At 68.0% G+C, this 26,610-nt stretch carries 22 protein-coding genes and 3 tRNA genes; 13 read left to right on the forward strand and 12 right to left on the reverse strand.

The window, feature by feature from the left end:
* Positions 1-122 precede the first annotated feature (122 nt).
* Entirely contained in the window at positions 123-1,457 is a 1,335-nt protein-coding gene (locus C5B99_RS02700; RefSeq protein ID WP_104240255.1) for a uracil-xanthine permease family protein, read from the reverse strand.
* Positions 1,458-1,751: 294 nt separating this feature from the next.
* On the opposite strand from C5B99_RS02700, the gene C5B99_RS02705 reads away from it, so the two are divergent.
* Together C5B99_RS02705 and C5B99_RS02710 are read left to right on the forward strand one after the other, a co-directional pair.
* The gene (locus C5B99_RS02705; RefSeq protein WP_104240336.1) at positions 1,752-3,212 is read left to right on the forward strand and encodes an NCS2 family permease; all 1,461 of its coding nucleotides are present in this window, start codon (positions 1,752-1,754) and stop codon (positions 3,210-3,212) included.
* 136 nt (positions 3,213-3,348) lie between these two features.
* Entirely contained in the window at positions 3,349-4,938 is a 1,590-nt protein-coding gene (locus C5B99_RS02710; RefSeq protein ID WP_104240256.1) for a carboxylesterase/lipase family protein, read from the forward strand.
* A gap of 24 nt (positions 4,939-4,962) precedes the next feature.
* Here the strand turns inward: C5B99_RS02710 and C5B99_RS02715 are convergent, their stop codons facing one another.
* The gene (locus C5B99_RS02715) at positions 4,963-5,496 is read right to left on the reverse strand and encodes an NINE protein (RefSeq protein ID WP_104240257.1); all 534 of its coding nucleotides are present in this window, start codon (positions 5,494-5,496) and stop codon (positions 4,963-4,965) included.
* Positions 5,497-5,600: 104 nt separating this feature from the next.
* On the reverse strand, positions 5,601-6,521 hold the full coding sequence (locus C5B99_RS02720) for a DUF368 domain-containing protein (protein WP_104240258.1): 921 nt from the start codon (positions 6,519-6,521) through the stop codon (positions 5,601-5,603).
* Positions 6,522-6,743: 222 nt separating this feature from the next.
* On the opposite strand from C5B99_RS02720, the gene C5B99_RS02725 reads away from it, so the two are divergent.
* From C5B99_RS02725 to C5B99_RS02735, 3 genes are all read left to right on the forward strand, one after another.
* The gene (locus tag C5B99_RS02725; protein WP_104240259.1) at positions 6,744-8,426 is read left to right on the forward strand and encodes a molybdopterin-dependent oxidoreductase; all 1,683 of its coding nucleotides are present in this window, start codon (positions 6,744-6,746) and stop codon (positions 8,424-8,426) included.
* Between the two features lie 142 nt (positions 8,427-8,568).
* Positions 8,569-9,198, forward strand: a complete 630-nt coding sequence (locus tag C5B99_RS02730; protein ID WP_146081917.1) for a hypothetical protein — start codon at positions 8,569-8,571, stop codon at positions 9,196-9,198.
* A gap of 335 nt (positions 9,199-9,533) precedes the next feature.
* Positions 9,534-10,283, forward strand: a complete 750-nt coding sequence (locus C5B99_RS02735; RefSeq protein ID WP_181064917.1) for a DUF4839 domain-containing protein — start codon at positions 9,534-9,536, stop codon at positions 10,281-10,283.
* A 348-nt stretch (positions 10,284-10,631) separates the two neighbouring features.
* Here C5B99_RS02735 and C5B99_RS02740 read toward each other — a convergent pair whose 3' ends face one another.
* The 7 genes from C5B99_RS02740 to C5B99_RS02770 all read right to left on the reverse strand — a co-directional run bounded on the left by C5B99_RS02740 (position 10,632) and on the right by C5B99_RS02770 (position 14,829).
* Positions 10,632-10,904, reverse strand: coding sequence for a hypothetical protein (locus C5B99_RS02740; RefSeq protein WP_104240262.1), 273 nt, complete (start codon positions 10,902-10,904; stop codon positions 10,632-10,634).
* Between the two features lie 424 nt (positions 10,905-11,328).
* On the reverse strand, positions 11,329-12,399 hold the full coding sequence (locus tag C5B99_RS02745; protein ID WP_181064918.1) for a pentapeptide repeat-containing protein: 1,071 nt from the start codon (positions 12,397-12,399) through the stop codon (positions 11,329-11,331).
* Positions 12,400-12,438: 39 nt separating this feature from the next.
* Positions 12,439-12,939, reverse strand: a complete 501-nt coding sequence (locus tag C5B99_RS02750) for a hypothetical protein (protein WP_104240264.1) — start codon at positions 12,937-12,939, stop codon at positions 12,439-12,441.
* Positions 12,936-14,090 carry a hypothetical protein gene (locus C5B99_RS02755; protein WP_104240265.1) on the reverse strand — a complete coding sequence of 385 codons (1,155 nt, stop codon included), beginning with the start codon at positions 14,088-14,090 and terminating at the stop codon, positions 12,936-12,938. Before C5B99_RS02755 ends, C5B99_RS02750 begins: the two co-directional genes overlap by 4 nt.
* Before the next feature lie 345 nt (positions 14,091-14,435).
* Positions 14,436-14,508: transfer RNA gene (locus tag C5B99_RS02760), tRNA-Phe, on the reverse strand.
* A gap of 79 nt (positions 14,509-14,587) precedes the next feature.
* Positions 14,588-14,664 (reverse strand) — tRNA-Asp (locus C5B99_RS02765).
* Positions 14,665-14,756: 92 nt separating this feature from the next.
* Positions 14,757-14,829: transfer RNA gene (locus C5B99_RS02770), tRNA-Glu, on the reverse strand.
* 360 nt (positions 14,830-15,189) lie between these two features.
* Between C5B99_RS02770 and C5B99_RS02775 the strand changes: the two genes are divergently transcribed.
* Positions 15,190-16,974: a peptidoglycan DD-metalloendopeptidase family protein gene (locus tag C5B99_RS02775; protein ID WP_104240266.1), complete on the forward strand. Its 1,785-nt coding sequence runs from the start codon at positions 15,190-15,192 to the stop codon at positions 16,972-16,974.
* A 543-nt stretch (positions 16,975-17,517) separates the two neighbouring features.
* Here C5B99_RS02775 and ppa read toward each other — a convergent pair.
* Positions 17,518-18,006 (reverse strand): inorganic diphosphatase, encoded by a 489-nt coding sequence (gene ppa / locus C5B99_RS02780; protein ID WP_104240267.1) that lies wholly within the window; start codon positions 18,004-18,006, stop codon positions 17,518-17,520.
* Positions 18,007-18,242: 236 nt separating this feature from the next.
* Between ppa and C5B99_RS02785 the strand changes: the two genes are divergently transcribed.
* The 4 genes from C5B99_RS02785 (at position 18,243) to ftsH (ending at position 22,377) form a co-directional block, all read left to right on the forward strand.
* Positions 18,243-18,503, forward strand: coding sequence for a PLDc N-terminal domain-containing protein (locus tag C5B99_RS02785; protein WP_104240337.1), 261 nt, complete (start codon positions 18,243-18,245; stop codon positions 18,501-18,503).
* A gap of 95 nt (positions 18,504-18,598) precedes the next feature.
* The gene (gene tilS / locus C5B99_RS02790) at positions 18,599-19,627 is read left to right on the forward strand and encodes a tRNA lysidine(34) synthetase TilS (RefSeq protein WP_104240268.1); all 1,029 of its coding nucleotides are present in this window, start codon (positions 18,599-18,601) and stop codon (positions 19,625-19,627) included.
* 61 nt (positions 19,628-19,688) lie between these two features.
* Positions 19,689-20,246: a hypoxanthine phosphoribosyltransferase gene (gene hpt / locus C5B99_RS02795; RefSeq protein WP_104240269.1), complete on the forward strand. Its 558-nt coding sequence runs from the start codon at positions 19,689-19,691 to the stop codon at positions 20,244-20,246.
* Positions 20,247-20,400: 154 nt separating this feature from the next.
* A complete protein-coding gene (ftsH, locus tag C5B99_RS02800) occupies positions 20,401-22,377 on the forward strand; it encodes an ATP-dependent zinc metalloprotease FtsH (protein WP_104240270.1) in 1,977 nt (658 codons plus the stop codon).
* 117 nt (positions 22,378-22,494) lie between these two features.
* On the opposite strand, the gene C5B99_RS02805 is transcribed toward ftsH, so the two are convergent.
* Positions 22,495-22,701 carry a hypothetical protein gene (locus tag C5B99_RS02805; protein ID WP_104240271.1) on the reverse strand — a complete coding sequence of 69 codons (207 nt, stop codon included), beginning with the start codon at positions 22,699-22,701 and terminating at the stop codon, positions 22,495-22,497.
* Between the two features lie 189 nt (positions 22,702-22,890).
* On the opposite strand from C5B99_RS02805, the gene folP reads away from it, so the two are divergent.
* From folP to C5B99_RS02820, 3 genes are read left to right on the forward strand one after another with little or no spacing between them, the layout of a single operon-like run.
* A complete protein-coding gene (gene folP / locus C5B99_RS02810) occupies positions 22,891-24,765 on the forward strand; it encodes a dihydropteroate synthase (RefSeq protein ID WP_104240272.1) in 1,875 nt (624 codons plus the stop codon).
* Entirely contained in the window at positions 24,758-25,987 is a 1,230-nt protein-coding gene (gene folK, locus C5B99_RS19550) for a 2-amino-4-hydroxy-6-hydroxymethyldihydropteridine diphosphokinase (protein ID WP_181059685.1), read from the forward strand. The genes folP and folK overlap by 8 nt, the downstream gene beginning before the upstream one ends.
* Complete coding sequence (locus C5B99_RS02820) at positions 25,984-26,583, forward strand: DUF3180 family protein (RefSeq protein WP_104240274.1); 600 nt, start codon at positions 25,984-25,986, stop codon at positions 26,581-26,583. The genes folK and C5B99_RS02820 overlap by 4 nt, the downstream gene beginning before the upstream one ends.
* Positions 26,584-26,610 lie beyond the last annotated feature (27 nt).

Below are 26,610 nucleotides of genomic sequence, written 5' to 3' on the forward strand. Positions count from 1 at the left end.
CCTCCCTCCCTCCCTCCTCTCCCCGAACGTCGAAAGCGGACTTGTGGTCGTCAAACTCGAGGTTTGACGACCACAAGTCCGCTTTCGGCAGAGTTGAGGGGTGGGCGTAGCGAGGGATGCGGCTAGCGCGTTGTGCGCTCCGCATCCGCTGCCCCGTCGGCGCCGGCGACGAGGTCGTCACCAGCGTCGTCGGCGTCGGAGCCACGGAGCCGGGCGATGCCGCTCATGAGGTGGTAGACGACGAGCGTCGCCACGGTGCCGAGGACGATGCCGCCGAACGTGACCTGACCGCTGTTGATGGTGAAGTCGCCGATCGCGACGATGAGGCCGACGCCCGCCGTGAACTGGTTGGTCGGTGACGAGAAGTCGACCTTGTTCTCGAGCCAGATGCGCACGCCGATGATGCCGATCAGGCCGTACAGGGCGGTGGTGATGCCGCCGAGCACGCCGCCGGGGACGCTCGCGATGAGCACTCCCACCTTGGGCGAGAGGGCGAGGAGGATGGCGGCGATCGCCGCGACCCAGTATGCGGCCGTCGAGTAGACGCGGGTTGCCGACATGACGCCGATGTTCTCGCCGTACGTGGTCGTGGGCGAGCCGCCGCCGAAGCCGGAGAGCACGGTCGCGAGGCCGTCGGCGAGCAGCGCGCGGCCGGCCATGGGGTCGAGGTTGCGGTTCGTGAGCTGGCCGACGCCCTTCACGTGACCGACGTTCTCGGCGATGAGCGCGAGCACGACGGGCACGAACATGAGGTAGACGAGGAGGTGCTCGGCGGCGAAGACGGGGGCCGTGAACGTGGGGAGCCCGATCCACGCGGCCTCGTCGAGCCCGGCGAGGTCGACCTGGCCCATGAACGCGGCGACGATGTAGCCGACGACCACGCCGATGAGGATCGACAGGCGACCGATCATGCCCTTGAAGGCGACGGCGACGACGATGACCGTCAGCAGCGTGATGGAGGCGACGATCGGGGAGGCCTCGAAGTTGTTCTTCGCGGCGGGTGCGAGGTTGAAGCCGATGAGGGCGACGATCGTTCCTGCCACGACGGGCGGCATGAGCAGGTTGATCCAGCGCGTGCCCGCGAGGTTCACGATGAGGCCGACGACGGCGAGGAGCGCGCCGACGACGATGATGCCGGCGAGGGCGACGCCCTGCCCGTCGGATGCGACGGCGGCGAGGATCGGCGCGATGAACGCGAACGATGAGCCGAGGTAGCTGGGCACCCGGTTGCGGGTGATGAGGAGGAACAGCATCGTGCCGATGCCGGAGAACAGCAGCGTCGTCGAAGGCGGGAAGCCGGTGAGCAGCGGCACCAGGAATGTCGCTCCGAACATCGCGACGACGTGCTGCGCGCCGAGGCCGATGGTGCGCGGCCAGGTGAGCCGCTCCTCGGGGAGCACGATGTCGCTCGCGGGGACGTTCTTGCCGTCTCCGTGCAGTTTCCAGGGCAGTGCCACGGTGGTCTCGCTTCCAGGTCGTTCGGCGGGGTTGGGCCTGCGCGGGGGAGCGGCGCGTGACCTCTACGAGATTAGGGGATCGGGTGAGGGTCGGCGCGCCCGGGGTCGCGGCGGGGTCGGTCGCTGCGTTCGGTGCGCGCCTCGCCGGTCTCGCGCGCTGACTACGCTTGTCCCTGTTAACGCGAGCAGCACGATCAGGGGAGCCGCATGAGCGACAGCCACGAGTCCGCAGGCGATCACGAGCAGGCGGGAGCTGGCGACCTCGGTCACGCGGCGGCTCCGGCCCGCGCGACGATGGTCGCGCCGACGAGACGCGGCAGCGGCTCGACGTTCAAGGAGCGCATCGACACGTTCTTCGAGATCACGCATCGGGGCTCGAGCGTGCCGCGGGAGATCCGCGGCGGGCTCGTCACGTTCATGACGATGGCGTACATCGTCATCCTGAACCCGCTCATCCTCGGCGGCTTCTCGCAGGACCAGGCCACGCTCGACGTGGAGGGCGGTTGGCTGCAGGCCTCGCAGGTGGCGGCGGTCACGGGGCTCACGGCGGGTGTGATGACGATCCTCTTCGGTGTCATCGCGAACCTGCCGTTCGGTCTCGCAGCGGGGCTCGGCATCAACTCCTTCCTGGCCGTCAACGTCGTGCAGCAGGTGACGTGGGCTGAGGCGATGGGGCTCGTCGTCATCAACGGCCTGGTCATCGTGGTGCTCTCGGCGACCCGCCTGCGCGAGATGATCTTCCACGCCGTGCCGCCGCAGCTGAAGACGGCGATCACGGTGGGCATCGGCCTGTTCCTGGCCTTCATCGGGCTCGTGGATGCGGGCTTCGTCACGTCCTCGGGGAACGCGTCGCCGCCCGTCCAGCTGGGTGTCGGCGGCTCGGTCACAACGGTGCCGACGCTCATCTTCGTGGTGGGGCTCATCGTGATGGGCGTGCTCATGGCGCGCCGCGTGAAGGGCGCGCTGCTCATCGGAATCGTCGGCACGACGGTCGTCGCGGTTGTGGTCGAGGCGATCATGAAGCTCGGCCCGGCGTTCGAGAACGAGGGCGGATGGTCGCTCAACGTGCCGGTGCTGCCGACGCAGATCGTCTCGGTCCCGGACCTGGGCCTGATCGGCGCGTTCGATTTCGGCGCGTTCGAGCGCATCGGCGTCCTGGCGGGCGTGATGCTCGTCTTCACGCTCGTGTTCACGAACTTCTTCGACGCGGTCGGCTCCCTGACGGGTCTCACGCGCGAAGCGGGCCTGCAGGACAAGCAGGGCAACTTCCCTCGCCTCAAGTCGTCGCTGGTCGTCGAGGGCATCGGCGCCGTCGCGGGTGGCGCGACGTCGAGCTCGTCGAACACGATCTTCGTCGACTCTGCGGCCGGAGTCGGCGAGGGGGCCCGCACTGGCCTCGCGAGCGTCGTGACGGGCGTCATGTTCCTGCTCGCGATGTTCTTCACCCCGTTGACGCAGATCGTGCCGCTCGAGGTGGCCGCCGCGGCGCTGGTCGTCGTCGGTGTGCTCATGGTGTCTCAGGTGCGCGAGCTGAAGTGGGACGACTTCTCCGTCGCGCTCCCCGTGTTCTTGACGATCGTCATCATGCCGCTCACCTACTCCATCGCGAACGGCATCGGCGCCGGCTTCATCTCGTGGGTGCTCGTGCAGACCCTCACGGGCAAGGCCCGCAAGGTCTCTCCGCTGCTATGGATCGTGGCGGTCGGCTTCCTCATCTACTTCGCCCGCGGCCCCATCGAGGGCATGTTCGAGTAGTCCCGCTCGGCTGGCGGGATGCGTCCATCCCGTGACGTGACGCACTCGAGTCGGCCGGCTCCGCGGCACGCCGCAGCTGGCGTGCGCGGTGGGAAGCTGGCACTCCACTCGTCCCTCCCGAACGCCGGAGCAGCTCATGGACTCAGCCGCTGGACCGAACACGACCCCCCGAGGCCTCTCCGTCTCGGATCCGCTCGTCGAAACGCGAGACGGAACGCTTCGCGGGTCTTCAGGCGGACGCACCGAGCGCTGGCTCGGTGTCCGCTATGCGCAGGCGCCAACAGGTGATCGCCGCTGGCGTGCCCCGGTGCCCGTGGAGTCGTGGGCGGGAGTGCGGGACGCGCGAGCCCTTCCGCCGATCGCCCCGCAGCTTCGCATGAAGGCTGTCGACATGGGGGAGCGAGCGATGACGGATGAGGACTGCCTGTTCGTGAACGTGTGGCGTCCAGCGGCGGCCGGTGAACCTGGTGCGGCCCCGCGGGCCGTCATGGTGTGGGTACACGGCGGCGCGTACGTGATCGGGGGAACCTCGGAGCCGATATACGACGGGGCGGCGCTGGCGGAGCGCGGCGACCTGATCGTCGTGTCGCTGGGCTACCGTCTCGGCGGTCTCGGATTCCTCGAGCTCTCGACGCTCGAGGGAGCAGAGCAGGCGTTCGATTCGAACCTCGCGATGCGGGATGTTCTCTGCGCGCTTGAGTGGGTGCAGACGAACATCGGCGCGTTCGGAGGTGACCCCGAACGGGTGACGGTCTTCGGGGAGTCGGCTGGTGCAGGCATCGTCTCGACGTTGCTCGCGACGCCGTCAGCGCGGGGCCTGCTCTCCGCGGCGATCGTCGAGAGTTCACCGGCGACGAGCATGTACGGCCTTGCACGAGCGAAGATCGTGGCCGAGCGATTCGTCGCCAAGCTGGGCATCGACGATGCTGCCGCGCTGCGTGCGCTCCCGGTCTCGAGCATCATCGAGACCTCGGCCGAGCTGTTCGCTGAGATCCCGACCGAGTTTCCAGGGACGCTTGCGTTCGCGCCTGTCGTCGACGGAGATCTTGTCCCGGAGCATCCAGTGACGGTGCTCAGCGAGGGCCGAGGGTTGCCTGTTCCGCTCATCATCGGAACGAATCGTGATGAGGCGACGTTCTTCAAGGCCTCGAACTCACCACTGCTTCCGGTCGGTGAGCAAGCGCTGACGACCATGATCACCTCCATCGCCGCCGAGAACCCCACCGTCGAGATGCCGGATCGCGAGCACATCCTGGAGGCCTACGAGGGCGTCCGGCAACGGCTTGTGGGCCTCGGCGTGGTGAGGGATGTGGCCTTCCGGATGCCGACGGTCTGGATAGCTGAGGGCCATTCGCGGATCGCCCCCACGTTCCTCTACAGATTCGACTTCTCGACACCGCTGTTGAGAGTGCTCCGACTCGGCGCGACGCATGCGTCCGAGCTTTCGCTCGTCTGGGGCAACCTCGACACGGACCCTCGTGGACTGGCGTACAAACTCGGAGGGCGAAGGCAAGCCGGGGAGGTGTCTGACCGAATGCTCGCTCTCTGGACGTCGTTCGCGCGCGAGGGGAGGCCCACCGACGGGGGCTTGCCGGGCGCGGTGCCGTGGCCCGCGTTTGGGGCGGCCCGCTCGACCCTCGTCATCGACCATGCAGATCGGGTCGTCGACGACCTCGACGCGGACCTCCGTACCGCCTGGGGCGACCGGGCTTTCTCGCTCAGCTGAGCCGGGACCGGCGCCGGACGTGCGCTAGTACTGACCCGGGTACGATCCGCCGCCGGCCGGGCCGTAGCCCTGGTTTGCCGCGTACGCGCCTGCCCCGGCGAGGCGAGCGTTGGCTTCGCGCACGAACTGCGGGATGAGGAAGAGCTCGACGATGACCCAGATCGCGACGCCGAACATGAGCAGGAGCCCGATGCCGAGCCACGAGGTGGCGATTCCGACGAGGTACAGGACGAGCTGCGTGATGGCGATGCCGGTGCGCCCCAGATAGAAGTTGTGGATGCCGAGCCCGCCGAGGAAGATCGCGAGCACGTAGGTGATGCCGACCTCCTTGCCTCCGCTGACCACGACGGTCTGCTGGTAGAGCATGGGAGCCCCGGTCGCCTGCGACTGCGCTGGCGCGTACTGGCCCCACTGCGCGCCGTCCCAGTAGCGCTGTCGTCCTGTCGGGTCGGGGTACCAGCCTGCGGCGGGCGAGGATGGTGTGCCGTTCGCCTGCGACGATCGCGATTGGCCGTCGTCGGGCTGCGAGGCGTACGGGTCCGTTGGAACGAGGCTCATCGGGCACTTCCCTGCTGTCGAGTGGATGCGCGTCTCATGCTACCGAGCACCTCCGACATCGCGCGGGCTGGCCTGTGAAATCGTGCCCGGACGCCCGGCGCGAGCTACGAATGCGCTTCGGGAGCGCGACGGAGCGCGCGGCGCACGAGCAAGCCCTCGGCGATGAGGAGGGCGGCGACGATCGCGGCACCGAGGAGGAACCAGAGCACGGGGCCGACGACGTCCCCGGAAGCCCAGAGTAGTTCGCGGTCCTCGGTCTGCCAGGGCCAGAGGGCGCGGAGCGAGCCCGCCATGAGGCCCGTCATGAGGGCCAGCGTCACGCGGCGGTGCTTGGAGAGCAGCCACAGCAGCACCTGGACGAAGAGGGCGAGGCCCGTGATGGCGCCGACGGCGAAGATGGCGACGTACCCGAGGTCGAGCGAGTTGAGGGCCCGCAGCGTCGGCTCGTACATGCCGGTCGTGACGAGCACGAAGGAGCCGGAGACACCGGGCAGGACCAGCGCGCAGACGGCGACGGCGGCGGAGACGAAGATGGCGAGCGCAGATGGGTCGGCGTCATTGGCCGAGGGGAGCCCCGTGAGCACGAAGCTCAGGACCGCGGCGGGCACCGCGATGGCGTAGTCCCGCAGCTGCCAGCGGGCGCCGAGCATGCGTGCGGGGACGATGAGGGAGACGGCGATGAGTCCCGCGAAGAGCGCCCGCGAGGGGATGGGGTGCGCCTCGATGATCGGGGCGACGAGGCGGGCCGCGACGACGATCGCGACGAGCATCCCGATGCCGATCGGGAGCACCATGCCCCACCTCACCTGCGCGAAGTGCTCGCGAGCCCGGTTCAGGCCTCGGCGGCGCAGCGTGTCGGCGACGGCGCGGACGACACCCCGCACGAGGTGGCCGGCCGAGTCGATGAGGGTCTCGTAGACGCCGATCAGCAGCGCGATGGTTCCACCGCTCACGCCGGGGATGATCTCGGTCACGCCGATGAGCGCGCCCCGAAGCAGATTGGCGAGGACGTTGAGCGCTGACAAACCGGCCCTTCTCGGGCGCCGGGGTCGGAACGGCGCCGGATGCACGTGCGCCGGGTGACGCGGCGCAAAGCCCCCAGTCTGCCAGGCGCGGTGGGTGGCCGCACCCGAGCCGCTCTCGTGCAGGCGGCCCCTGAGGCCCACCTCGGGTCACTATTCACAGGGGATGCACACCATCCGCCCACACTCAGCCCGGCCGGGTTTCGCGCGCGTAGCGTGTCCGCCATGTCCCTCGAAACCAGTCCCGAACAGGTGAGAACGCGCCGTCGTCGCCTCAGCGAGTCCGTTCCGGCGGGCCTCGCCGGGATCGGCGCGGCGGCTCTCGGCGTCGGCCTCGGAGAGCTCGCGGCTGCGTTCCTGCAGACCACCGCGAGCCCCATCGTCGCGGTGGGCGCGCTGCTCATCGACCTCGCCCCGCCGTGGGCGAAGGACACCGCGATCGCCCTGTTCGGAACCGCGGACAAGATCGCGCTCATCGCGCTCGTCGCAGTGGTGCTCGTCCTCCTCGCCGCGGTCGCCGGGGTGCTCGAGTCGCGGCGCCCGCCGTGGGGTCGGGTCGTCCTCGGACTCATCGCCGCCATCGGCGCCGTCGCTGTCGCCACCCGCACTCCCTTCTCTCCGCTCGACACGGTGCCTCCGCTGCTCGCGATGGTCGTCGCCGTGCTGACGCTGCAGTTCCTCGCCAAGACCCTCGACGGTGCTGAGCAGCGCGCGCGTCAGCGGTCCCGCGAGGCGGCCGTCGCGGCGACGCGGAGCTCCGCGGTCGGAGCGACGGGCCGTGCCGCTGCGTCCGACGGGGACGAAGACCTCGACGTTCGCGGGGACGCGACGCCCGCCGGAGTCGATCGCCGCCGCTTCCTGATCTACACCGGTGCCTCCGTCATCGTCGGTGCCATCGCCGCGGCATCCGGTGCCGCACTCTCTGCCGGGACCCGCGCCGTCACGGCGGTGCGTGAGGCCATCGCGCTGCCGCAGGCGGCCGTGCGCGCCGCGGCGGTTCCCGCCGGAGCCCAGTTCGAGATCCCCGGTCTCCCACCGGTCGTCACGCCCAACGAGGACTTCTACCGCATCGACACCGCGCTGAGCGTGCCGCTCGTGAACCCGGAGGGCTGGTCGCTGCGCATCCACGGCCTCGTCGACAACGAGGTCACGATCACCTGGGACGAGCTCCTCGCCCTGCCGCTCGAAGAGAGCATCACGACCCTCATGTGCGTGTCGAACGAGGTCGGCGGCGGCCTCATCGGCAACGCCCTCTGGCTCGGCTACCCGCTGCGCGAGCTGCTGAAGCGCGCTGGACCACAGGCCGACGCCGACATGGTGCTCTCGAAGTCCGTCGACGGCTGGACGGCGAGCACCCCCATCGGCGCCCTCACCGACGACCGCAACGCGATCCTCGCGGTCGGCATGAACGGCGAGACTCTGCCAGCCGAACACGGATTCCCCGTGCGGATGGTCGTGCCAGGCCTCTACGGGTACGTCTCGGCGACGAAGTGGGTCGTCGACCTCGAGGTGACGCGCTTCGACCGCGTCAACGCGTACTGGACCGACCGCGGCTGGAGCGCGGAGGGCCCGATCAAGATCGGCTCCCGCATCGACGTGCCAAGCGGCGGCAGCCTCAACGCGGGCCCCACGACGATCGCCGGCTTCGCCTGGCAGCAGCACACCGGCATCGAAGCGGTGGAGGTGCAGATCGACGACGGCGAGTGGATGCCGACGGAGCTCGCGGCCCCCATCTCGGACGACACGTGGCTGCAGTGGAAGCTCGACTGGGATGCCCCAGCCGGCGAGCACTCCGTGAAGGTCCGCGCCACGTCGAGCGACGGCGAGGTGCAGACGGATGCGCGCGCCAACGTCGTCCCCGACGGCGCGACCGGCCACCACGAGATCACGGTCAACGTCACGGCCTGACGCGTCGCTGTCTTCTGCCCCTGCTTCCGCCCCCACCTGCACAGAAGTGAGCGAGACGCACCCTCGTCTCGCGAAGAACCTGCATCTGGCTGACGGATGTGCCGCAGCGGGCCGTTGACGGCACCCCGCTAGCCTGGTCGGGATGCCCCCACATTCCGCTCAAGCGCGCCCCCGTCCGTCGACCCTCCGGGATCTGCCGCGTGCCGCGTGGATCTCGGCCCGCGCGTCCACGCCGAACGTCCCGTTGGCGGTGCTGTCGGTGCCGATCTACGCGTTCTCGATCCTGCCGATGACCCTGCGGGGTGGCCTCTACCTCGACAGGACGCGCACGGGAACCGTGCTGTTCGAGCGCCGGAGGCCCATCCTCGACGGGTTTGTCGTCGCGCTCGTGACGATCGCGGCGTTCGTGCTCTGGGTGGCCTGCATCCTGGTCTTCGACGCCACGACCGTGCTGCTGCTCGGCTTCTCCGTCTACGCCGTGCTGCTCGCGGGTGCCGTGATCGCGCTGGTGCAGCCGGGTGGGACGACGCTGTCGGCGTCCGGTCCTGAGACCCCGAAAGGGGATCGGTGGATGGTCGCGGCCCTCGCGCAGCATCCTGGCACGCGGCTGACGGCAGTCATGCTCGCGAGGCGCCTCATCGAGCACGCGCCTGCCGGTTCCGTGCTGGTCGCGGCGGCGGCGACGGATGCACTGCTCGAGCGCTACGTGCGGGCCGGCTTCACCGCGGGGCGGGCGCGGCGCGTCTACCGCCTGGCGCCTGCGCAGACATAAAGAAACCCCGCCATGTAGAAGCTAGGCGGGGTTTCAGTGGCTCCGACGGGCGTCGATCCCGTGACCTCACGATTTACCAAAGGTGCGTTGCACGGCGTTGTGCGGAGTTGCTCGTTGCCTAGTCCTGCCTAGCATTCCGGGCCTCGCGCGGTCGCCGATGTTGCATCGTGGTGCACGCTGACGAGGCCAATCTGCGGAGTTTCTGCGGAGTGCAGGCTGGTGTTGCGGGCGGTTGCGTCGGCTGTTATCCGGGGAATCGCAAGCATCCGATGTCAGACGATAATCAGTCGCGTCGAGCACGGCGTCCGCCAGCTCTGGATCAGACGGAGTCGAAGATGGCCGACGGGCAGCCGCAGTACGAGATCAAGGTAGTCCAGGCAATTCGTGGCACCGAGGCCCGGACCATCGCCAAGTGGCAGCGCGACGGCTGGGAAGTTACGGGGCAGGTGCCCGGCACTCTCCGAACCGAGATCGCGATGCGCCGTCCGAAGGTAAAGCTGCCCGTTCGCGCATTCGCCATCGCGGGTGGCGTTGCGGTGGCTGTAGTCGCCGCAGTCGTGCTCGGCATCACATTCGGGTCCGACGGTGACGAAGCTGCATCGGTCGCCGAGACCTCGACGGCGACGGCGACGGCGATAGCGACCGAGACATCGGCTCCGGTGGCTGAGGAGCCGGCGCGGTCGACCGAGGCTGCGCCGGTCGCACTGACACCGGAGACGAACACCGACCTCACTGCGCTGCTCGCGCTCACGGACTCCTGCGCGCCAGAGGTCGCGGCCTTTGCGGAGAGATACAAGGGTCAGACTCTCAGCTTCCCCGCCAGTATTGGTGCCATGAACAAGCACGGCAGTTACGACACCAGGTACGACATTCTCATCAACGCGGGTGACTTCAGCGAGACCTCAGCGCTTGGCCCTGCCTTCCAATTCCGTGACAAAAACACCGTGAGCGACCTCAAGTTCGTGGGGCCAATCCGCGACACCATTGGCGTTGGCGACAACCTTTCCGTGACCGCCAAAGTGCTGGAGTACGAGGAGTCGACATGTCTCTTCCTGCTGGAGCCGGTAGAGACCTCCTTCCGCTAGCCCTCGACCTCCCGCCCTCGGACGAGAGCCGCCGTTGGTACGCCGCGCCGGACGGTGTCGACCAGGGCGTCGCGGAGGCGGGCATCGTTGGCTTGCCAGCGTGATGCTCCGCCGGGAGTGAGTAACTCGTAGGTCCGGCCGTCGTCGTGGAGGGGCAGTCGGTAGGCCGCTGCCTCGGGGCCGGTACGGCGAGGAGCTGAAGGCGTGTCTTGCGAGGCCAGAGGATTTGAACGTCGAGACCGGCAACGAGGGTGGTGGCGATCAAGGTCGCGAGGTTATCGAGCGGTGGTCGGCTGGCGCGGAGAACGAGCGGCGGGAGAGGGTTGCATGCGTCGTCGTCGTTGGTCATCAGAAGCTGAGTCCTGCCAGGGGATCGTCGTACTGTTCAGGCTGCTTGCGCTCCGTTGAGGGATGGTCGATTTCGCGAGCGGAGCCCTGGATCAGAGGCAGATTGCGCAGACCGGGCGGCAGGGTTCTGGTTCGGCTAGCGAGCGACAGCAGCAATAGCTGCAGGCGGGTGTCGTTGGCCGCCCAGGTGGCGTGGCCCTCGGGTGTTCGGATGGTCCAGCGCGTCTCGACAAGCTTGCCCTGCTTCGTCAGGGTGAGGGCCTCGAAGACCAAGCGGTAGCCCGTCTTGATTGGCGAGACAATGACCTGGCCTTGCCCAGCTGGCCGACGAGATTGGTGTTTGGGCCGTCGGAAAAGCAGACGTGCAAAAACGTCCTGCTCCTATAACGAGAAGGCGAGGCCATCGTGATCCTGCCCCCGCCAGTGAACATCGCCGTCGAGGTCCAGCGTGAAACACTCGATTGCCTCGATAGGGTCCGGCAGTCTCACTGCACATCCTCGGCGGTAATCCCGACGAGCGATGCCCGGCGACAATTCCGGTCGCCGAAGTGACGGCTAAGCGATCTAGTACCACTCTGTGTGGACGATGCTTGTAACGAAAGATGGCGCGCAGTGCCCGCCGCGTCCGTCCGCACCAAGCAGAATGCCGCGTCTCGAAACGTCGAGATGAAGCGTTGCTGCATATCTCATATCTCGGCTACTCGTCGAGGCGGGCCGCGTGAGCGAGGTTACCGTGGGCCATCTGGTCTGCTTTCCGCTCGGGCTCTGGTGGGGTGAAGCCGTCCGGCCACCGAGTTCTCGCGGTCCACCCGAAGGCCTTGTCTACCTGCTCAGCGGTCAGACCCGTGACTCCTTTCAAATTCGTGTGGAAGAGCTTGGTGCCGTCAAGGTTTGCGCCTTCCATCCTCGCGCCCACCAGGTAGGCACCTGTGAGGTCGGCATTCCCGAGTGACGCATGGCGGAGGTCGGCTCGCGAGAGGAGGGCGCTACGCAGTTGAGCTGCGTACAGCCGCGTGCTGAAGAGGACGGAGTCTTCAAGCGATACTTCTCGGGCAAAGAGGAAGCTCATGTTGGCCTGCGTGAAGTCGGCTTCGTTGAGACGAAGCCGGTAGACGTTCACCTCATCAAGCTCTAGCCGTCCAGCTGCTTCTGGAGTCGCGCCCAGGCGGCCAAGTGCCTCAGCAGCTGCCGCGTGATCCGTGGCTACGGACGGGTCACCCGACGACCCGAAAGGGCGAGTCCCGTATTCGCGAAGAAACGAAGCGAGGACGAACCTAACGGCGGGCTTATCGCGACTGGAATCCTGAGCGATCCGTTCGAGCGCGTAGATGCCTCCAATTCGAGCGCTCGTGCTTTCGCGATCTCCGAGTTGCTTCAACGCTTCGATGTAGAGCGAGGTGACATGTTCGTCGCTCTCGCGGTCGGCTCTGTCGCGGGTGATGGCGTCTCGGCTGATGGTAAGCACGAGTGTGAGCACCGCCAACCCACCGCCCGCAGCGAGGAGGACACTTTGCCGGGCGGATGCCACAGCGGTGAGTCTGTCGACGGGCGAGACGGAAACAAACTGCGGAGTTTCGCTCGGCACAGGAGCTGGGCTGGGAATTGATGTTGCGACTGGTGCCGCAACTGAGCTTCCGACCAGAGTCTGGTCCACCAGCCAGTCAGGTAGGAAGCTGAGCGCCACCAGAGCTAAGAGCACGTAGCCCGCGAGGACTCCGATCCACTTCCGACGTTCGCTGGGAGACCAGCCGATCTTGCGATTCGCCATGACGCGAGTGTAAAGGCCTCGAAGCATGACCGGCGGCAGCTAGTTGCTCGGGGTCGTACCTGGGAGAATATCGCCGTCTTCTGGCTCCGGTTTTGGGGGCGACTTCTCGGTCTTGATCTCGCCGCGCTTCAGAGCTTCACGAAGGAGAACAGCTCGGACCGTGCGCTCGTGCGGCTTCTTGAACGAGCGGAAGTCGACGTAGCAGTGCCCGGGGGAGCGTGGGTGTGCAGGGTCTTCGGGGAGCGCGCTATCGTCGACGACGTAGGTCTGGGCCAGCGTGACTTCTGAGACGGACACTGCGAATACGGCCTCGGATGGGGTGTTGGCGTTGTAGGTGTGCCAATCGCGGCTCTCCTGCGGCGTGACCACGGAAGCGCGAGCGTATGAAGGCATCCCCTTGTCGATGCTGGCCGGGCCGAAGGCGTTGATAGCGGGCGTGCCATCGGGGCCGAGCGTGTGCTTCGTGATCTGTCGATAGCAAAGCTCGGACCCGTCGTTGAGCAGGGACTCGCCCTGCGCAAGCTGAACCGCCGCGATCACTCGATCACCTCCTTCGTAGCGAAGGCGACAGCGGAGGACAGATCGAGAACGACGTCATGCCGTCCATCAAAGGAGCCTGGCGGGAGGTAGAACAGCGCGTACGCGCCGTTAGGTGTCACCTCGATGCTGCGAACTGCCTCGGGCGACGCCCATTCGAGAGAGATACCGCCGTCCTCGACCGGGAAGAGGTTCGGAAGCTTCGTGCCTGCTTCCTCGATCCTTTCAAGCACGGCTTTGGCGTGGTCGAGTGCGGCGAACACGATGGGCTCTGCTTCGTCGCCATCCCAACCGGCAGCCATGCTCGCCAACTCCCGAAGCCGCTCGCCCCAGGCGGCATCGGTAGTGATGAACTCCTCGACCGCAAGCACGTTTTTGATGCTGGTGGCGCGACCATCACGGAAGTTCACCATGGCTGTGATGCGGGTGATCGGTGCCAAGTCAGGTGCTTCGACGAGCGCTCGAATGTCCGCGGCCCGTGCTGTCTCTGTGTACTTGCCGCTCAGCTCGCCGTACTGCTCGCTCTCGAACCTGTAGGACTTAGCCCTGGCGTCGATCTTCGTGAAGCGGCCGACGAGGGTCGTCTCGTCGGTGCGCTTGACGACTTCGACTTCGGCGGGCTCCTCGGTCAGGAAGAAGTCCGCCTTGAAGAGCTTCTCCGATGCCTGAGCGCGAGACTCCACGGTGACGCTGACGGCCGGACCCTTTGGTCCTTCAGGGTAGAGCTGGAACGACTGATCGGGCGTCAGAGTTTCGCCGAGCGCGGCTACGCCTTCGAGGATTTCGGTTTCGATCTCGGGCGGCAGCTGAGGCAATGAACGGCCCGGCGTTGAGTCGTAGGCGGCCGCGATGGTGGAATCGATGAGGTTCTGGCTCGACTCCTGGTACTCGGCGTAGATCGCATGTTGCTCGAACGCGAGGTACACATCGGCGCTGCCGTCTTCGATTCGCTCGATGGCAAGGCTGATGTTGTCGTCGAAATCTGCGGGCAACTCCTCGTCGGGATACGCACGCGTCCACTCGGCTTCTGCTGCCGTGCGCAGGAGTCGCTGGTAGCGCTCCAGCTCAATGAGTGAGTCGACCGGCAACCGGCCGCCCTTGAACCGATCGCCGGTAAGGCGAATCCGGGTCTCGTCGGGCTGGCCGCTGTCCATAGAGAGCATCCTAGGGTGAACCGCCTACAGCGAATTATCTGTTGAGGGTCGATGGTCGGGGTTGGGGCACCCCCGTTTGGAAGTCAGATGGGACGCTGACGCGACGGTGAGCTCCAGCGGCAACAAGGAGCCGCCCGAGCGGCGGCTGCCATCGACTAGGTGGTGCACTTGCGTCGGGGCCGGTTACGCGCAGACACAGAAGAAGGCCTCGACGACAACGTCGGGGCCTTCGGTGGTTCGCGGGGCGGCAGATTCAATCTGCGGAGCAAATGCGGAGTTGGCTCCTGAAAGCCAACCCACAGACGCAAAGAAACCCCGCCATGTAGAAGCTAGGCGGGGTTTCAGTGGCTCCGACGGGCGTCGATCCCGTGACCTCACGATTTTCAGTCGTGCGCTCTACCAACTGAGCTACAGAGCCGGAGGCCGAGGCCTCGTGGCGACGCACTGATGTTCGTCACCGTTGCAAATTGCCCTCTTCGAGAAGAGGGCAAGATGCTTGGCGACCCTGACGGGACTTGAACCCGCGACCTCCGCCGTGACAGGGCGGCGCGCTAACCAACTGCGCTACAGGGCCTTACTGTGGTGTCTCAGCCTGGGCTGATTCATCCGTATTCGATTGCGACAGTTCAATGTACAGCATCTCAGCACCTGGTGTTGTCACGACCGTGACCCCAACGGGATTCGAACCCGTGTTAACGCCGTGAAAGGGCGCCGTCCTAGGCCGCTAAACGATGGGGCCGAGTGCTTGTAGCTGACTTGACTACCGAGAGAAAAGCATAGGGGCGTTTTTCCTTCGCGGCAAATCGGGTGCCGCATCGGTGCCTCTTCGGCGTGTCGTGGGGTGCTCAGGTGGTGGCGAGCGCAGGCTTCGTCGTGACCGGATGTTCCCCGAGATGCGCGGAATCCCGGTGCAGACGGCGACCCGGTACGTGATTTGTCACCCGGGTCTCTGTGACGCGCTAGGCAGATGTTGACAAACTTGTTACTGTTTCTCGTGTTGTTGGTGTGAAACGAGTGGCTGCAGTGGTAGATGCGGTCTCGCGTTGCCGCAGAGGCGTCCGCCTCGTTCCGCACCCAAGATTCATCACGAGGAGAGCGCATGCCCGCCACCAGGAGCCCGAAGCCCCTGCGACTTCGCAACCGCTGGCGCACACCGCTCGTCGGTGCGGCATCCGCAGCAGTCCTCGCCGCGTTTGCGCTCGCAGCCGGCCCAGCCTTCGCTGCCGATGACGGCTACGCGACCTGGGAGGACGTCGTCGCCGCAGAGGGCAACGTCGACCGCCAGGAAGCGCTCATCAGCGAGATCGAGCAGCAGATCGCAGACCTCGACGCGAAGGTCACCGCAGCCGCCGCGCAGGCGAAGACCGCAGGCGAAGAGCACGGCAAGGCGCAGACCGCGTCGAGCGAGAAGTTCGCCGAGGTCACCATCCTGCAGGACCAGGCCGATGCTGCCGAAGAGAAGGCATCGACCTCTCGTGAGAAGGCGGGCCAGCTCGCCGCCGCCATGAGCACGCGAGGCGCGGGCGACCCCAAGCTGGCGCTCTTCCTCAATCCCGGCGACGCCGACACGCTCCTCTACCAGCTCGGCACCATCAGCAAGCTCTCCGAACAGACCGACGGCATCTACAACCAGGCTGTGACCGAGAAGAACACGGCGGACGTGCTCGGAACGCAGGCGACCACCGCGCACGACGAGTTGGCGAAGCTCGAGTCCGAGGCGAAGACGAAGTTCGACACGGCGCAGGCAGAGCAGGTCGTCCTCCAGAACGAGAAGTACCTCGCTGACAGCAAGAAGGCCGACCTCCAGGCCATGCTCGCTCCGCTCAAGGAGAAGCGCGATGTCACCGCCACCGACTACGCGGCCGGTGAGAAGCTGCGTCAGGAGCAGGTCGCGCAGACCAACCGCGAGCGTGCCGAGGCGGCCGCCGCGTACCAGGAAGAGGCCTACGCGCAGGCCGTCGCCGAGGCTGAGGCCGCCGGCGTGCAGGCCCCGCCGAAGCCGGACATCTCCAGCGAGGCTCCGGCAGTGAACGCGCCGCTCGCGCCTGCCGACCCGACCGACACCTCCGTCGCGCCCGAGACGCTGCGCCCGCCGCAGCAGGTCACGCCTCCGCGCCAGCCATCGACCCCGCCGACGGCGACGGCCGACCCGACCGCTCCGGTCACGCCCCAGCAGCCGACCACGCCCGCCGAGTCCCCGGCCCCGGCACCGAGCCAGGAACCGGTCACCCCGCAGCCGACGACGGCACCGGAGCCGACAGCTGCACCGGAACCCTCGACCCCCGCTGAGCCACAGCCGACGGCAGCGCCCACGGCGGCTCCCGAGCCGGAGCCCACGAAGCCCGACATCGAGATCCTCCCGGAAGAGCCGCAGAAGCCTGACGTCGAGCTCGAGCCGGAACCCGAGCCGGAGCCGGAGGTCGTCCCACCGACGACGCCCGAGACCCCGAACGGTGTCCTCGCCGGCTACTACGGCCCGATCAGCAGCGGCGTCGTCACCGATGAGTACGGCATGCGCCTGCACCCGATCTTCGGCACCTACCGCATGCACAACGGCCTCGACCTCGGGGTCAACGGCGGCACGTGCGGCGCCCCGCTCTACGCGGTGCACAGCGGCACGATCACCTACGCCGGCTACAACGGCGGCTTCGGCAACCACGTCGTGCTCGACTTCGGCAACGGCACCGAGGTCTCCTACTCGCACATCATGGACGGCGGCATCAACGTCTACGTCGGCCAGACCGTGAACGCGGGAGACGTGCTCGCCTACGCCGGCACCACCGGTTCGTCCACCGGCTGCCACCTGCACTTCGAGCTGAAGTACTGGGGCACGCTGATGGACCCGAAGCCTTGGCTCGCCTCGGCAGGCATCTACTACTACTGATCCGCACGGACGTCAGCTGACGTCAGCGCGCACGAGAGGGCGGCTCCTCGCTTCGGCGGGGGCCGCCCTTCTGCGTGCCTGCGAGCCTTCTGTGCCCGGCCGCCGCCCGGCCGCCGCCCGTGCCGGCCGCCGCCCGTGCCGGCCGCTGTCCGCTGCTGGTTCCTGCCGGCCGCTGGCAGCCGCTGCGTCGTGTCGGTCGCTGCCCGCCGCTGTCCCCGCCCGCCGCCGCTGTCCGACTTGCGTAACGGTTCGGGTATCGGCGTGCTCTGAGGGCCCCTGCGGCTGGTTTCGTCACGCAAGTTGGACAGCGACGGGATCGGCCGCACCGGGCGCTGACCAACATGAGTGCAGATTGGGGCGGATTCGAGCGGATCGACGCCGCGAGCCCCAGATCTGCACTCATGTTGGTCACGCGCAGCGCCAAGTCCCCGCAGCGCCGAGTCCGCGCACGACCGAGTCCGCGCACGACGAAGCCCCGCAGCCACTTCTGCAGTGGATGCGGGGCTTCGTCAGCCGGTCACCGGTCTGGCCGGTGAGCTGCGCCTACTCGGCGGGCTTGTACTGCGCGATGGAGCGCTCGATGATCGCCTCGGCGGCGGCGGCGTCGCCCCACGCCTCGACCTTGACCCACTTGCCGGGCTCGAGGTCCTTGTAGTGCTCGAAGAAGTGCTTGAGCTGGTCCTTGGTGGAGTCGTCGACGTCGCCGAGGTCCTGGATCTTCGCCCAGCGGGGGTCCTTCGCCGGCACGCAGAGGATCTTGTCGTCTCCGCCGGCCTCGTCGGCCATGTTGAGGACGCCGACGGGGCGCACCTTGAGTCCGACACCCGGGAAGAGCGGGTACTCGAGCAGCACGAGTGCGTCGAGGGGGTCGCCGTCGTCGGCGAGGGTGTGCTCGAAGTAGCCGTAGTCGACGGGGTACACGAACGGCGTGAAGAGCACGCGGTCGAGGAACACGCGGCCGGTCTCGTGGTCGACCTCGTACTTGTTGTGGCTTCCGCGCGGGATTTCGATGACGACGTCGTAGCTGCCCATGGCGCTCCTTCGTTGCGCCTGGTGGCGCTCATTCTGTGTGGCTTGTCGGCGGGCCCGGTGTGGCGCTGCTCGCCGCACGAAACCGTTGGTTTCGTTCGGCTTCAGGGTAGTGGATGCGCCTCGCTCGGGGCTGCGGATGCGCGGTTCGCGTCGCGCGTTTCGGCGTCGGGCGCGGCGGGGGTGCTGTGTGACACCGGAATGATCGCCGGGCGCACGGTCGTGGCATGCTGGTCTCCATGGTTGATCTCAAGGAAGCGCTGCACGTCGATCCGTTCATCCCGCTCCGGGAGGGGACTGGCCAGGCGCTTCCGCACGCGTTGACGCTGGGCACGGCGTTGGCGGCTGGTGTGCAGTTCACGCTGCTCGGGGCCGCGCTGCTGAGCCTGCTGCGCCGCAAGCCAAGCCAGGTGCGGGGTTCGCGACTCGCGTGGGGCGCGTTCTCGCTGGTGAACTTCGTGGGTCCCATCTCCTACTTCCTCTTCGGTCGCAAGCGTTGAGCCGTCTGCCCGTTTCCGCGGCTCGCGGGTTCGTCCTTCTGGGATGTTCCGGCTTCGAGCGTGACGGTTCGCGCGGGCGCGTTTAGGCTGTACCTGTGTCAGATCGCCCTCGCCTCACTCCAGCTGTTGCCGACCTTCGTCGAGCCGTCCGTGGTTCTCTCCTCGGGCGCGTGCAGAAGGGCGACCGCATCCTCGTCGCGCTGAGTGGTGGTCCGGACTCGCTGGCGCTCGCTGCCGCGACGGCGTTCGAGGCGAAGCGCCTCGAGGTCGAGGCTGGCGCGGTCATCATCGACCACGATCTGCAGGAGGGTTCTGCGCGGGTCGCGGAGCGCGCCGCAGAGCAGGCAGCCGAGCTCGGGCTCGCCCCGGTGAGCGTCGTGCGTGTGAGCGTGGAAGACGTCGGAGCCGGTCCCGAGGCATCTGCCCGGGTGGCCCGCTACGAGGCGATCGAGGCGGTGCGCGTCGAGACGGGTGCGCCGTGGGTCCTCCTTGGGCACACACTGGACGACCAGGCGGAGACGGTCCTGCTTGGCCTGGCTCGCGGTTCCGGAGCGAAGAGCCTGCACGGCATGGCCCCGGTCACCGGTGCTCTGCTTCGGCCGCTGCTCGGCATCCACCGCGCGGTGACGGTGCAGGCGTGCGAAGACCAGGGGCTCTCGCCGTGGATCGACCCGCACAACAGCGACCCCGCGTACACGCGTGTCCGTGTTCGCGACACGGTCCTCCCGCTGCTCGAGAAGGAGCTCGGCCCCGGCATCTCGGAGGCGCTCGCTCGCACGGCGACGACGCTCCGCGAGGATTCTGAGACGCTGGATGCGCTTGCGCTCGAGTGGGCGCACGAGATCGTCAACACCGATGCGGACGGCCGCATCTCCCTCGATGTCGGCGGCATCGTCGCGCAGCCTCCGGCGCTGCGTCAGCGCATCTGCCGCATCGTCGCCGAGCAGGGCTTCGGCGTCTCGCTCACTCGTGGGCACACGATGGCGGTCACGGCGCTGGCGACGGAGTGGCGCGGGCAGGGCCCCGTCGATCTGCCTGGCATCCGGGTCGAGCGCGAGAAGGGTCGCATCCTGTTCGGGGCGACGGCTTCCGCGCACGACGACCACCTCGACGAGACCGCCTAGCTTCTACCGTTTCGCACACCGCGCTCGCTTCGTCGAGCGCTGAACCACCCAGGGAGCCAGGATGCGCGCTACTGATATTCCGAACGACGTCCGCGAGGTCCTCATCACGGAGGAGGAGATCCAGGCGAAGCTCGCCGAGATCGCCCGCCGTATCGAGAGCGACTACGCCGAGTGCGAGCCGCTGCTCATCGGTGTGCTGAAGGGCGCGGTCATGGTCGTGTCCGACCTGTCGCGGGAGCTGACGATTCCGCTGAAGATGGACTGGATGGCGGTGAGCTCGTACGGTTCCGGAACGGAGTCGAGCGGTGTGGTGCGCATCCTCAAGGACCTCGACACGGACCTCACGGGTCGCCACGTGCTCATCGTCGAGGACATCATCGACTCGGGGCTGACGCTGTCGTGGCTCAAGCAGAACCTGGAGTCGCGGGGCCCGGCCTCGGTCGAGATCTGCACGCTGCTGCGCAAGCCCGAGCGGCTCAAATCGGATGTCCCCGTGCGCTACGTCGGCTTCGACGTGCCGAACGAGTTCGTGGTGGGCTACGGCCTCGACTACGACGAGCAGTACCGGCACCTGCGCGACATCATCGTGCTCCAGCCGCACGTGTACGGCGGCGAGTAGGCGCGCACGCTCGAGCGGATGCGCCGCGCGCCTGCAGCGAACACTGGACGCCGGTGTCGGGGGCCGCGGGTACCATGACTTTCGATTGAGCGCCCTGGTGCGCTGGCGAAGAACCGGCTGAAAGGCACCGAGCACGCCACTCGAGTCTCGACTTATGAAGCAAGTTACCAAGATTTTCAAGAGCCCGATCTTCATCGTGGTGCTCGCCGTGCTGGTCATCGGCCTGGGCTTCAGTCTCATCAACGGCAGCGGCACCCGCGAGGTGACGACGCAGCAGGGCCTTCAGCTTCTTCAGGAGAAGAAGGCCGACAAGGTCGTCATCGTGAACGGCGACAACCGCGTCGACATGGAGCTCGCGCAGGCCGACCCCGAGTACGGCCAGAACGTGCAGTTCTACTTCGTGGATGCGCGCGCCGACGATGTCGTGTCGGCGGTCGACTCGGCTGCTCCCGCTGGCGGCTACGACGACGACGTGCCTCAGCCGAGCTGGCTGCTCTCGGCGGTGAGCATCCTGTTCCCGCTGCTGCTCATCGGCTTCTTCATCTGGATCCTCTTCGCGGGCGGCCTCGGTGGCGGCGGCGGTCGTGGGGTCATGCAGTTCGGCAAGTCGAAGGCGAAGCTGGTCTCGAAGGAGAGCCCGCAGGTCACGTTCGACGACGTCGCTGGCGCGAACGAGGCGCTGGAGGAGCTGCAGGAGATCAAGGAGTTCCTCAAGGAGCCGGCCAAGTTCCAGGCTGTGGGCGCTCGCATCCCGAAGGGCGTGCTGCTGTACGGCCCTCCGGGAACGGGCAAGACGCTGCTGGCCCGTGCGGTCGCCGGTGAGGCTGGCGTGCCGTTCTACTCGATCTCCGGTTCGGACTTCGTCGAGATGTTCGTGGGTGTCGGCGCGAGCCGAGTCCGTGACCTCTTCGAGCAGGCGAAGCAGAACTCGCCCGCCATCATCTTCGTCGACGAGATCGACGCGGTCGGACGCCACCGTGGTGTGGGGATCGGCGGCGGCAACGACGAGCGAGAGCAGACGCTGAACCAGCTCCTCGTGGAGATGGACGGCTTCGATGGGTCGACGAACGTCATCCTCATCGCCGCGACGAACCGCCCCGATGTGCTCGACCCGGCCCTGCTCCGTCCTGGTCGCTTCGACCGGCAGATCGGCGTGGACGCCCCCGACCTCGACGGACGCGCCCGCATCCTCGGCGTGCATGCCAAGGGCAAGCCGCTCTCGCAGGACGTCGACCTCCGTGTCATCGCCCGAAAGACGCCCGGCTTCACGGGTGCAGACCTCGCCAACGTGCTGAACGAGGCGGCCCTGCTCACGGCTCGCTCCAACGCGCAGATCATCGACAACGAGGCGCTGGATGAGGCGGTCGACCGTGTCATCGCCGGCCCGCAGCGTCGCAGCCGCGTCATGAACGACCAGGAGCGCCTCATCACGGCGTACCACGAGGGTGGGCACGCGCTTGCTGCCGCGGCGATGCGCCACACCGACCCGGTGACGAAGATCACGATCCTCCCGCGTGGTCGCGCGCTCGGCTACACGATGGTGCTCCCACTGGAAGACAAGTACTCGGTCACCCGCAACGAGCTCCTCGACCAGCTGTCGTACGCGATGGGCGGACGCGTTGCGGAGGAGATCGTCTTCCACGACCCCACGACGGGCGCGTCGAACGACATCGAGAAGGCCACGAAGACGGCGCGCAAGATGGTCACGGAGTACGGCATGACCGCATCCGTCGGCTCGGTGAAGCTCGGAGAGTCGTCGGCCGAGACGGTGTACGGCCAGCAGGCGGGAGCCGGGCGCAACTACTCGGAGTCGGTTGCGGAGACCGTCGACCGCGAGGTGCGCCTGCTCATCGAGCAGGCCCATGACGAGGCGTGGAAGGTCATCAACGACAACCGCGACATTCTCGACCAGCTGGCGGCGGAGCTGCTCGAGAAGGAGACGCTCGACCACATCCGCCTCGACGAGATCTTCAAGCCCGTTCGGAAGCTCCCGGAGCGCCCGCAGTGGCTGTCGAGCCCCGACCGTCCCGTGAGCGCGCTGCCGCCGGTGCCGCTCAAGCCGCACATCCCGGTCGACCAGATGGACCCGATCGAGCATGCGCAGGATGGCGGAGCCGAGCTCGGCTTCTAGGCCCCGCGCCACGCCGCACGGTGAGCGTACGCCACGCGAGAAGAATGCAGGCTCCCAGATCTGGGAGCCTGCATTCCTCGTCAGCGGGCGGGTCTCACGCGCTGCGCGGGTCGCGGCTCAGCGGGTGCCGCGCCTCGTCTTCTTGAGGGCGGAGACGGTCACGGCGACGCTGACGGCCGCGAGGGGCACGATGAGGATGGCCATCTGCAGCAGGTTCCATCCGAGCGCGAGGAAGAGCGCTGTCGCGCCGACGGTGACGACCCACAGCGCGATGGCGAGTGGTGTGGATGCGAAGCTCCGGAAGCCGGGCCGGTCGCCGGTCATGGTGACTCCTCTGCTCGTCGGTCCTTCGACCCTCTCGAGATCCACCGGGTCTTGTCAATCTGGCGGCGCCTCGCGCAGGGACCGCTGAGGGCGACGCGCGCGGCGAGGCCGGGGGTGCGCGACGGGTTCGATTCGCGGGAGGATGGAACCAGACCCGCGCCGCGGGCCACGCGGAGTGAGGACTTGCAGATGAACGACATCGATTCGGGGTCGGTGGGGCGCATCGACCTGGTGCGTGCTCAGGCGGCTGTCCGGGAGTTCCTGTCGGCGATCGGTGAAGATCCTGATCGCCCGGGGCTCGAGCGCACGCCGGTCCGTGTGGCTGAGGCGGCGCTCGAGCTGTTCGCCGGTGTCGGTGTGGATGCGCGCGGGCCGCTCGCGAGTGCGAGGTTCCCGGTGGCGGAGATCGAGTCGCCGTTCGAAGAGGATGCTGGGGTGGCTGTGACCGGGGGAGTGTCGCAGCCTGTCGTGCTGCGAGATCTCGCGTTCCGGTCGGTGTGCGAGCATCATCTGCTGCCGTTCTCGGGGCGTGTGCACCTCGCGTACGTGCCGTCTGCGTCGATCGTGGGGTTCGGCCGTCTGCACCGCATGCTCGAGACGCTCTCCGCGCGCCCGACGCTGCAGGAGCGGCTCGGCGACGAGCTTGTCGACGTCATGATGTCGGCGCTGGATGCGCGTGGTGCCCTCGCGGTGATCGAGGCGAGTCACGCCTGCGCGGGGCTTCGTGGCTCCCGCCAGCAGGCCGGCACCGTGGTGACGGTGTCGGCGCGCGGGGAGCTGTCGGACCCGGTGGCCCGGGCGGAGATCATGGGGCTGATCGGCTCGCAGTCCCAGGCGCAGGTCACCTCGGCGCCCGAGGTTCCCGAGGGCGCTGCCGGATCCGATCAGCCAGTCGCGGTGCAGGGGCAGGTGCTGCGCGGTGCGCGGTTCGATCCGGTGCGCCGCTCTCGCTCGACGGCGGGCGAGGACGACGCGCCGCTGTTCGTCGAGCAGGAGGCCTCGGGGTCCGAGCAGGCGCTGGCGTTCGAGGCGTCGGCCTCGGCCGCGGAGGCGCAGTCGGGTGCGGGTCTTCCGGCCGCGGAGACGCCGACCGAAGCCGAGACCGAAGCTGCTGGCTCAGCCGCGGTCGCCAGCTCGGTGGATGAGGCCGACGACACTGGCCCGGTGACGACGAACACGAGGCCGTTCGCCCTGCCGCAGCGCTTCACGAACCTGCTGCAGCCGGCTATCCCGAAGCGTCCGCGCATCCTGGGCATCCTGAACATCACGCCTGATTCGTTCAGCGACGGCGGCAGGTTCGAGGACCTGTTCAGCGAGAAGCGCCGCACGAAGCGGGCCATGCGGCGCGCTCGGGAGCTCGTCGACCAGGGCGCAGACATCATCGACGTCGGCGGCGAGTCGACGCGGCCGGGCGCGGTGCGGGTGCCGCAGGAGGAGGAGGCGGCCCGCGTACTGCCGGTCGTCAAGGAGCTGGCGGCGCTCGGTGTGCTGGTGAGCATCGACACGATGTACGCGAAGACGGCCGCGGCTGCGCTCGCACTCGGTGCTGAGTACGTCAACGACGTGTCCGGTGGGCTGGCCGATCCGGCGATGCTCGAGGTGGTCGCCGAGAGCCGGAGCCCGTTCATCCTGAGCCACTGGCGCGGCCATTCGGTGCGCATGAACGAGCTCGCCGACTACCGCGACCCGGCGGCGGAGATACTGGCCGAGCTGGCCGGTGCGCGAGACCGCGCCGTCGCGGCGGGGCTCGACGAGTCTCAGATCGTCCTGGATCCGGGCCTCGGGTTCGCGAAGCGCAGGGATGACAACTGGGCGGTGCTGCGCGAGCTCGAGCAGTTCGTGGCGCTCGGGCACCCGCTGCTCGTGGGCGCCTCCCGGAAGCGCTTCACGGGCGAGATGCTGCGCTCGGACGCGCAGGTGACGGAGCGTGACCTGCCGACGGCGGTCATCACGGCGCTGGCGGCGAAGGCGGGCATCTGGGGCGTGCGTGTCCACAATGTCGAGGCGAACCGGGTGGCGTTGGATGTCGTCGCCTCCTGGCGTGAAGGAGCACAGGATGACTGACCACATGAGCGGGCACGAGCCGGACCTCGATCGGCGGCGCGGTGCGGAGGTGCGGGCGGCCCAGGCGGTCGCGGCCGGCGGGCAGGCGCACGAGCACGCGTTCACGCGCGAACGGGTCGCGGATGCGAGTGGCGGCGGCGCCGATCTGGCGCCTGGTGCGGTGGCGGCTCTTCGCCCCGGCGCGCCCGAGCCTGAGCTCGACCGCATCCTCATCACGCGCATGCATGCGCGCGGGCATCACGGTGTCTTCGATCACGAGCGCCGCGATGGTCAGGATTTCTATGTCGACGCGGAGGCGTGGGTCGATGCGGCGGCGGCTTCGTCGAGCGACCACATCGGCGACACCCTGCACTACGGGGAGTGGATGCACGCGCTGCACGCGATCGTGACGGGCGAGCCGGTCGATCTCATCGAGACGCTCGCGGAGCGTCTCGCGTCGGCGACGTTCGGCTTCGACGATGCCGTGGCCGTGCGCATCACGGTGCACAAGCCGCAGGCGCCGGTCGCGCTGGACTTCGAGGACGTGGCGGTGAGCATCCTCCGTCACCGGCCGACGCTGCGGGGCGATCATCTCGAGTCGTCGGCGGCCCACGCGGTGTCGGCGAGCGCGGAGGACGACTTCCACGCCCGTGAGGCGGCGGCAGCGGCGGCGGCGCGAACGGCGTCGGACGCGGCGATCGTGATCGGCTCTGGGGGCGCTCCGAACGTCGCACCCGCTGAGCGGGCCCGTCGGGTCCGTCAGGCCGTGATCGCGCTCGGCGCGAACCTCGGCGACCGGGAGGCGACGCTGAGGTCGGCGCTGCGGAGCATCACCGAGCTGCCTGGCACGAAGCTCGTCGCGGCCTCGAGCCTCTACGAGACCCCGGCGCTCACCCTCGAGGGGGTCAGCGAGGAGGCGCCCGCGTACTGCAACGCGGTGGTGCTGGTGGACACCGAGCTGCCGTCGACGGAGCTTCTGCAGGCGCTGCATGCGATCGAGGATGCGCATGGACGCACCCGTGAGACGCGGTGGGGGAGCCGGACGCTGGATCTCGACCTCATCCAGGTGGCTGGCGAGGTCAGCAGCGGCGAGCTGGTGCTGCCGCATCCGCGGGCGCACCAGCGCGCGTTCGTGCTCGCTCCGTGGCTGGAGGTCGATCCGCGCGCGCAGCTCGCCCCTCACGGCAGCGTCGCTGAGCTGCGGGCCGCGGCGGAGGATCGCGTCGAGCGGATCGCTCAGTGAACCTGGCGAGCAGAACGAGGCCGGGCCTGCTCGTCGGGCTCGGCGTCATCGGCGGTGTCCTGGCCTGGTGTGTGGAGACGTGGCTCGTGACCTCAGGGCGCGCCGTCGTGGCGCCCCCGCTGACCATGCCGCTGACGCTTGTTGTTCTCGCGGGGCTGCTGCTGTGGCTCGCGTGGCCGATCCGCGCGTACACGCGCCGTCTGTGGCGTGAGCGTCGCGACGCCGAGTCTCGGCGGCGGGCCCCCGGGCTCGAGCGAGACCGGTCGTCGAACGACGGCGCGCGTCAAGAACATGGCACCAGGGGGCCACAACGTGAGGTGAAGGGGAGGCGTGTCGATCCGCAGTACGCGTTCCGGGTTCTCGCGTTCGCGCGGGCGGCGAGCCTCGCGTCGTCGCTGCTGGCCGGTGCGGCGCTCGGCGTCCTGGCGTTCGCGGTGACTCGCACGGTGCCGCCTGAGGAGCCCATCTGGCACGCGGTCCTCTCGCTTGCCGGGGCGGTGGCTCTGCTTGTTATCGGTCTTATCGCGGAGTCGTGGTGTCGCATTCCTCCGGGAGGCGAGGAGCCGTCGGCATCGCAGGATGCGGTCGCCGCGTAGCGGTCGTCGTTGAGCTGCCGCACCGTC

Origin of the sequence: Pseudoclavibacter sp. Z016 (assembly GCF_002931215.1) — a bacterium.
GTDB lineage: Bacteria > Actinomycetota > Actinomycetes > Actinomycetales > Microbacteriaceae > Pseudoclavibacter.

Bases quoted from the DNA above. Each gene is read 5' to 3' on its own strand.
- C5B99_RS02705 (WP_104240336.1), top strand. From the start codon at position 1,752: ATGGTCGCGCCGACGAGACGCGGCAGCGGCTCGACGTTCAAGGAGCGC.
- C5B99_RS02710 (WP_104240256.1), top strand. From the start codon at position 3,349: ATGGACTCAGCCGCTGGACCGAACACGACCCCCCGAGGCCTCTCCGTC.
- C5B99_RS02715 (WP_104240257.1), bottom strand. From the start codon at position 5,496: ATGAGCCTCGTTCCAACGGACCCGTACGCCTCGCAGCCCGACGACGGC.
- C5B99_RS02725 (WP_104240259.1), top strand. From the start codon at position 6,744: ATGTCCCTCGAAACCAGTCCCGAACAGGTGAGAACGCGCCGTCGTCGC.
- C5B99_RS02730 (WP_146081917.1), top strand. From the start codon at position 8,569: ATGCCCCCACATTCCGCTCAAGCGCGCCCCCGTCCGTCGACCCTCCGG.
- C5B99_RS02735 (WP_181064917.1), top strand. From the start codon at position 9,534: ATGGCCGACGGGCAGCCGCAGTACGAGATCAAGGTAGTCCAGGCAATT.
- C5B99_RS02745 (WP_181064918.1), bottom strand. From the start codon at position 12,399: ATGGCGAATCGCAAGATCGGCTGGTCTCCCAGCGAACGTCGGAAGTGG.
- C5B99_RS02755 (WP_104240265.1), bottom strand. From the start codon at position 14,090: ATGGACAGCGGCCAGCCCGACGAGACCCGGATTCGCCTTACCGGCGAT.
- C5B99_RS02775 (WP_104240266.1), top strand. From the start codon at position 15,190: ATGCCCGCCACCAGGAGCCCGAAGCCCCTGCGACTTCGCAACCGCTGG.
- ppa (WP_104240267.1), bottom strand. From the start codon at position 18,006: ATGGGCAGCTACGACGTCGTCATCGAAATCCCGCGCGGAAGCCACAAC.
- C5B99_RS02785 (WP_104240337.1), top strand. From the start codon at position 18,243: ATGGTTGATCTCAAGGAAGCGCTGCACGTCGATCCGTTCATCCCGCTC.
- hpt (WP_104240269.1), top strand. From the start codon at position 19,689: ATGCGCGCTACTGATATTCCGAACGACGTCCGCGAGGTCCTCATCACG.
- ftsH (WP_104240270.1), top strand. From the start codon at position 20,401: ATGAAGCAAGTTACCAAGATTTTCAAGAGCCCGATCTTCATCGTGGTG.
- C5B99_RS02805 (WP_104240271.1), bottom strand. From the start codon at position 22,701: ATGACCGGCGACCGGCCCGGCTTCCGGAGCTTCGCATCCACACCACTC.
- folP (WP_104240272.1), top strand. From the start codon at position 22,891: ATGAACGACATCGATTCGGGGTCGGTGGGGCGCATCGACCTGGTGCGT.
- folK (WP_181059685.1), top strand. From the start codon at position 24,758: ATGACTGACCACATGAGCGGGCACGAGCCGGACCTCGATCGGCGGCGC.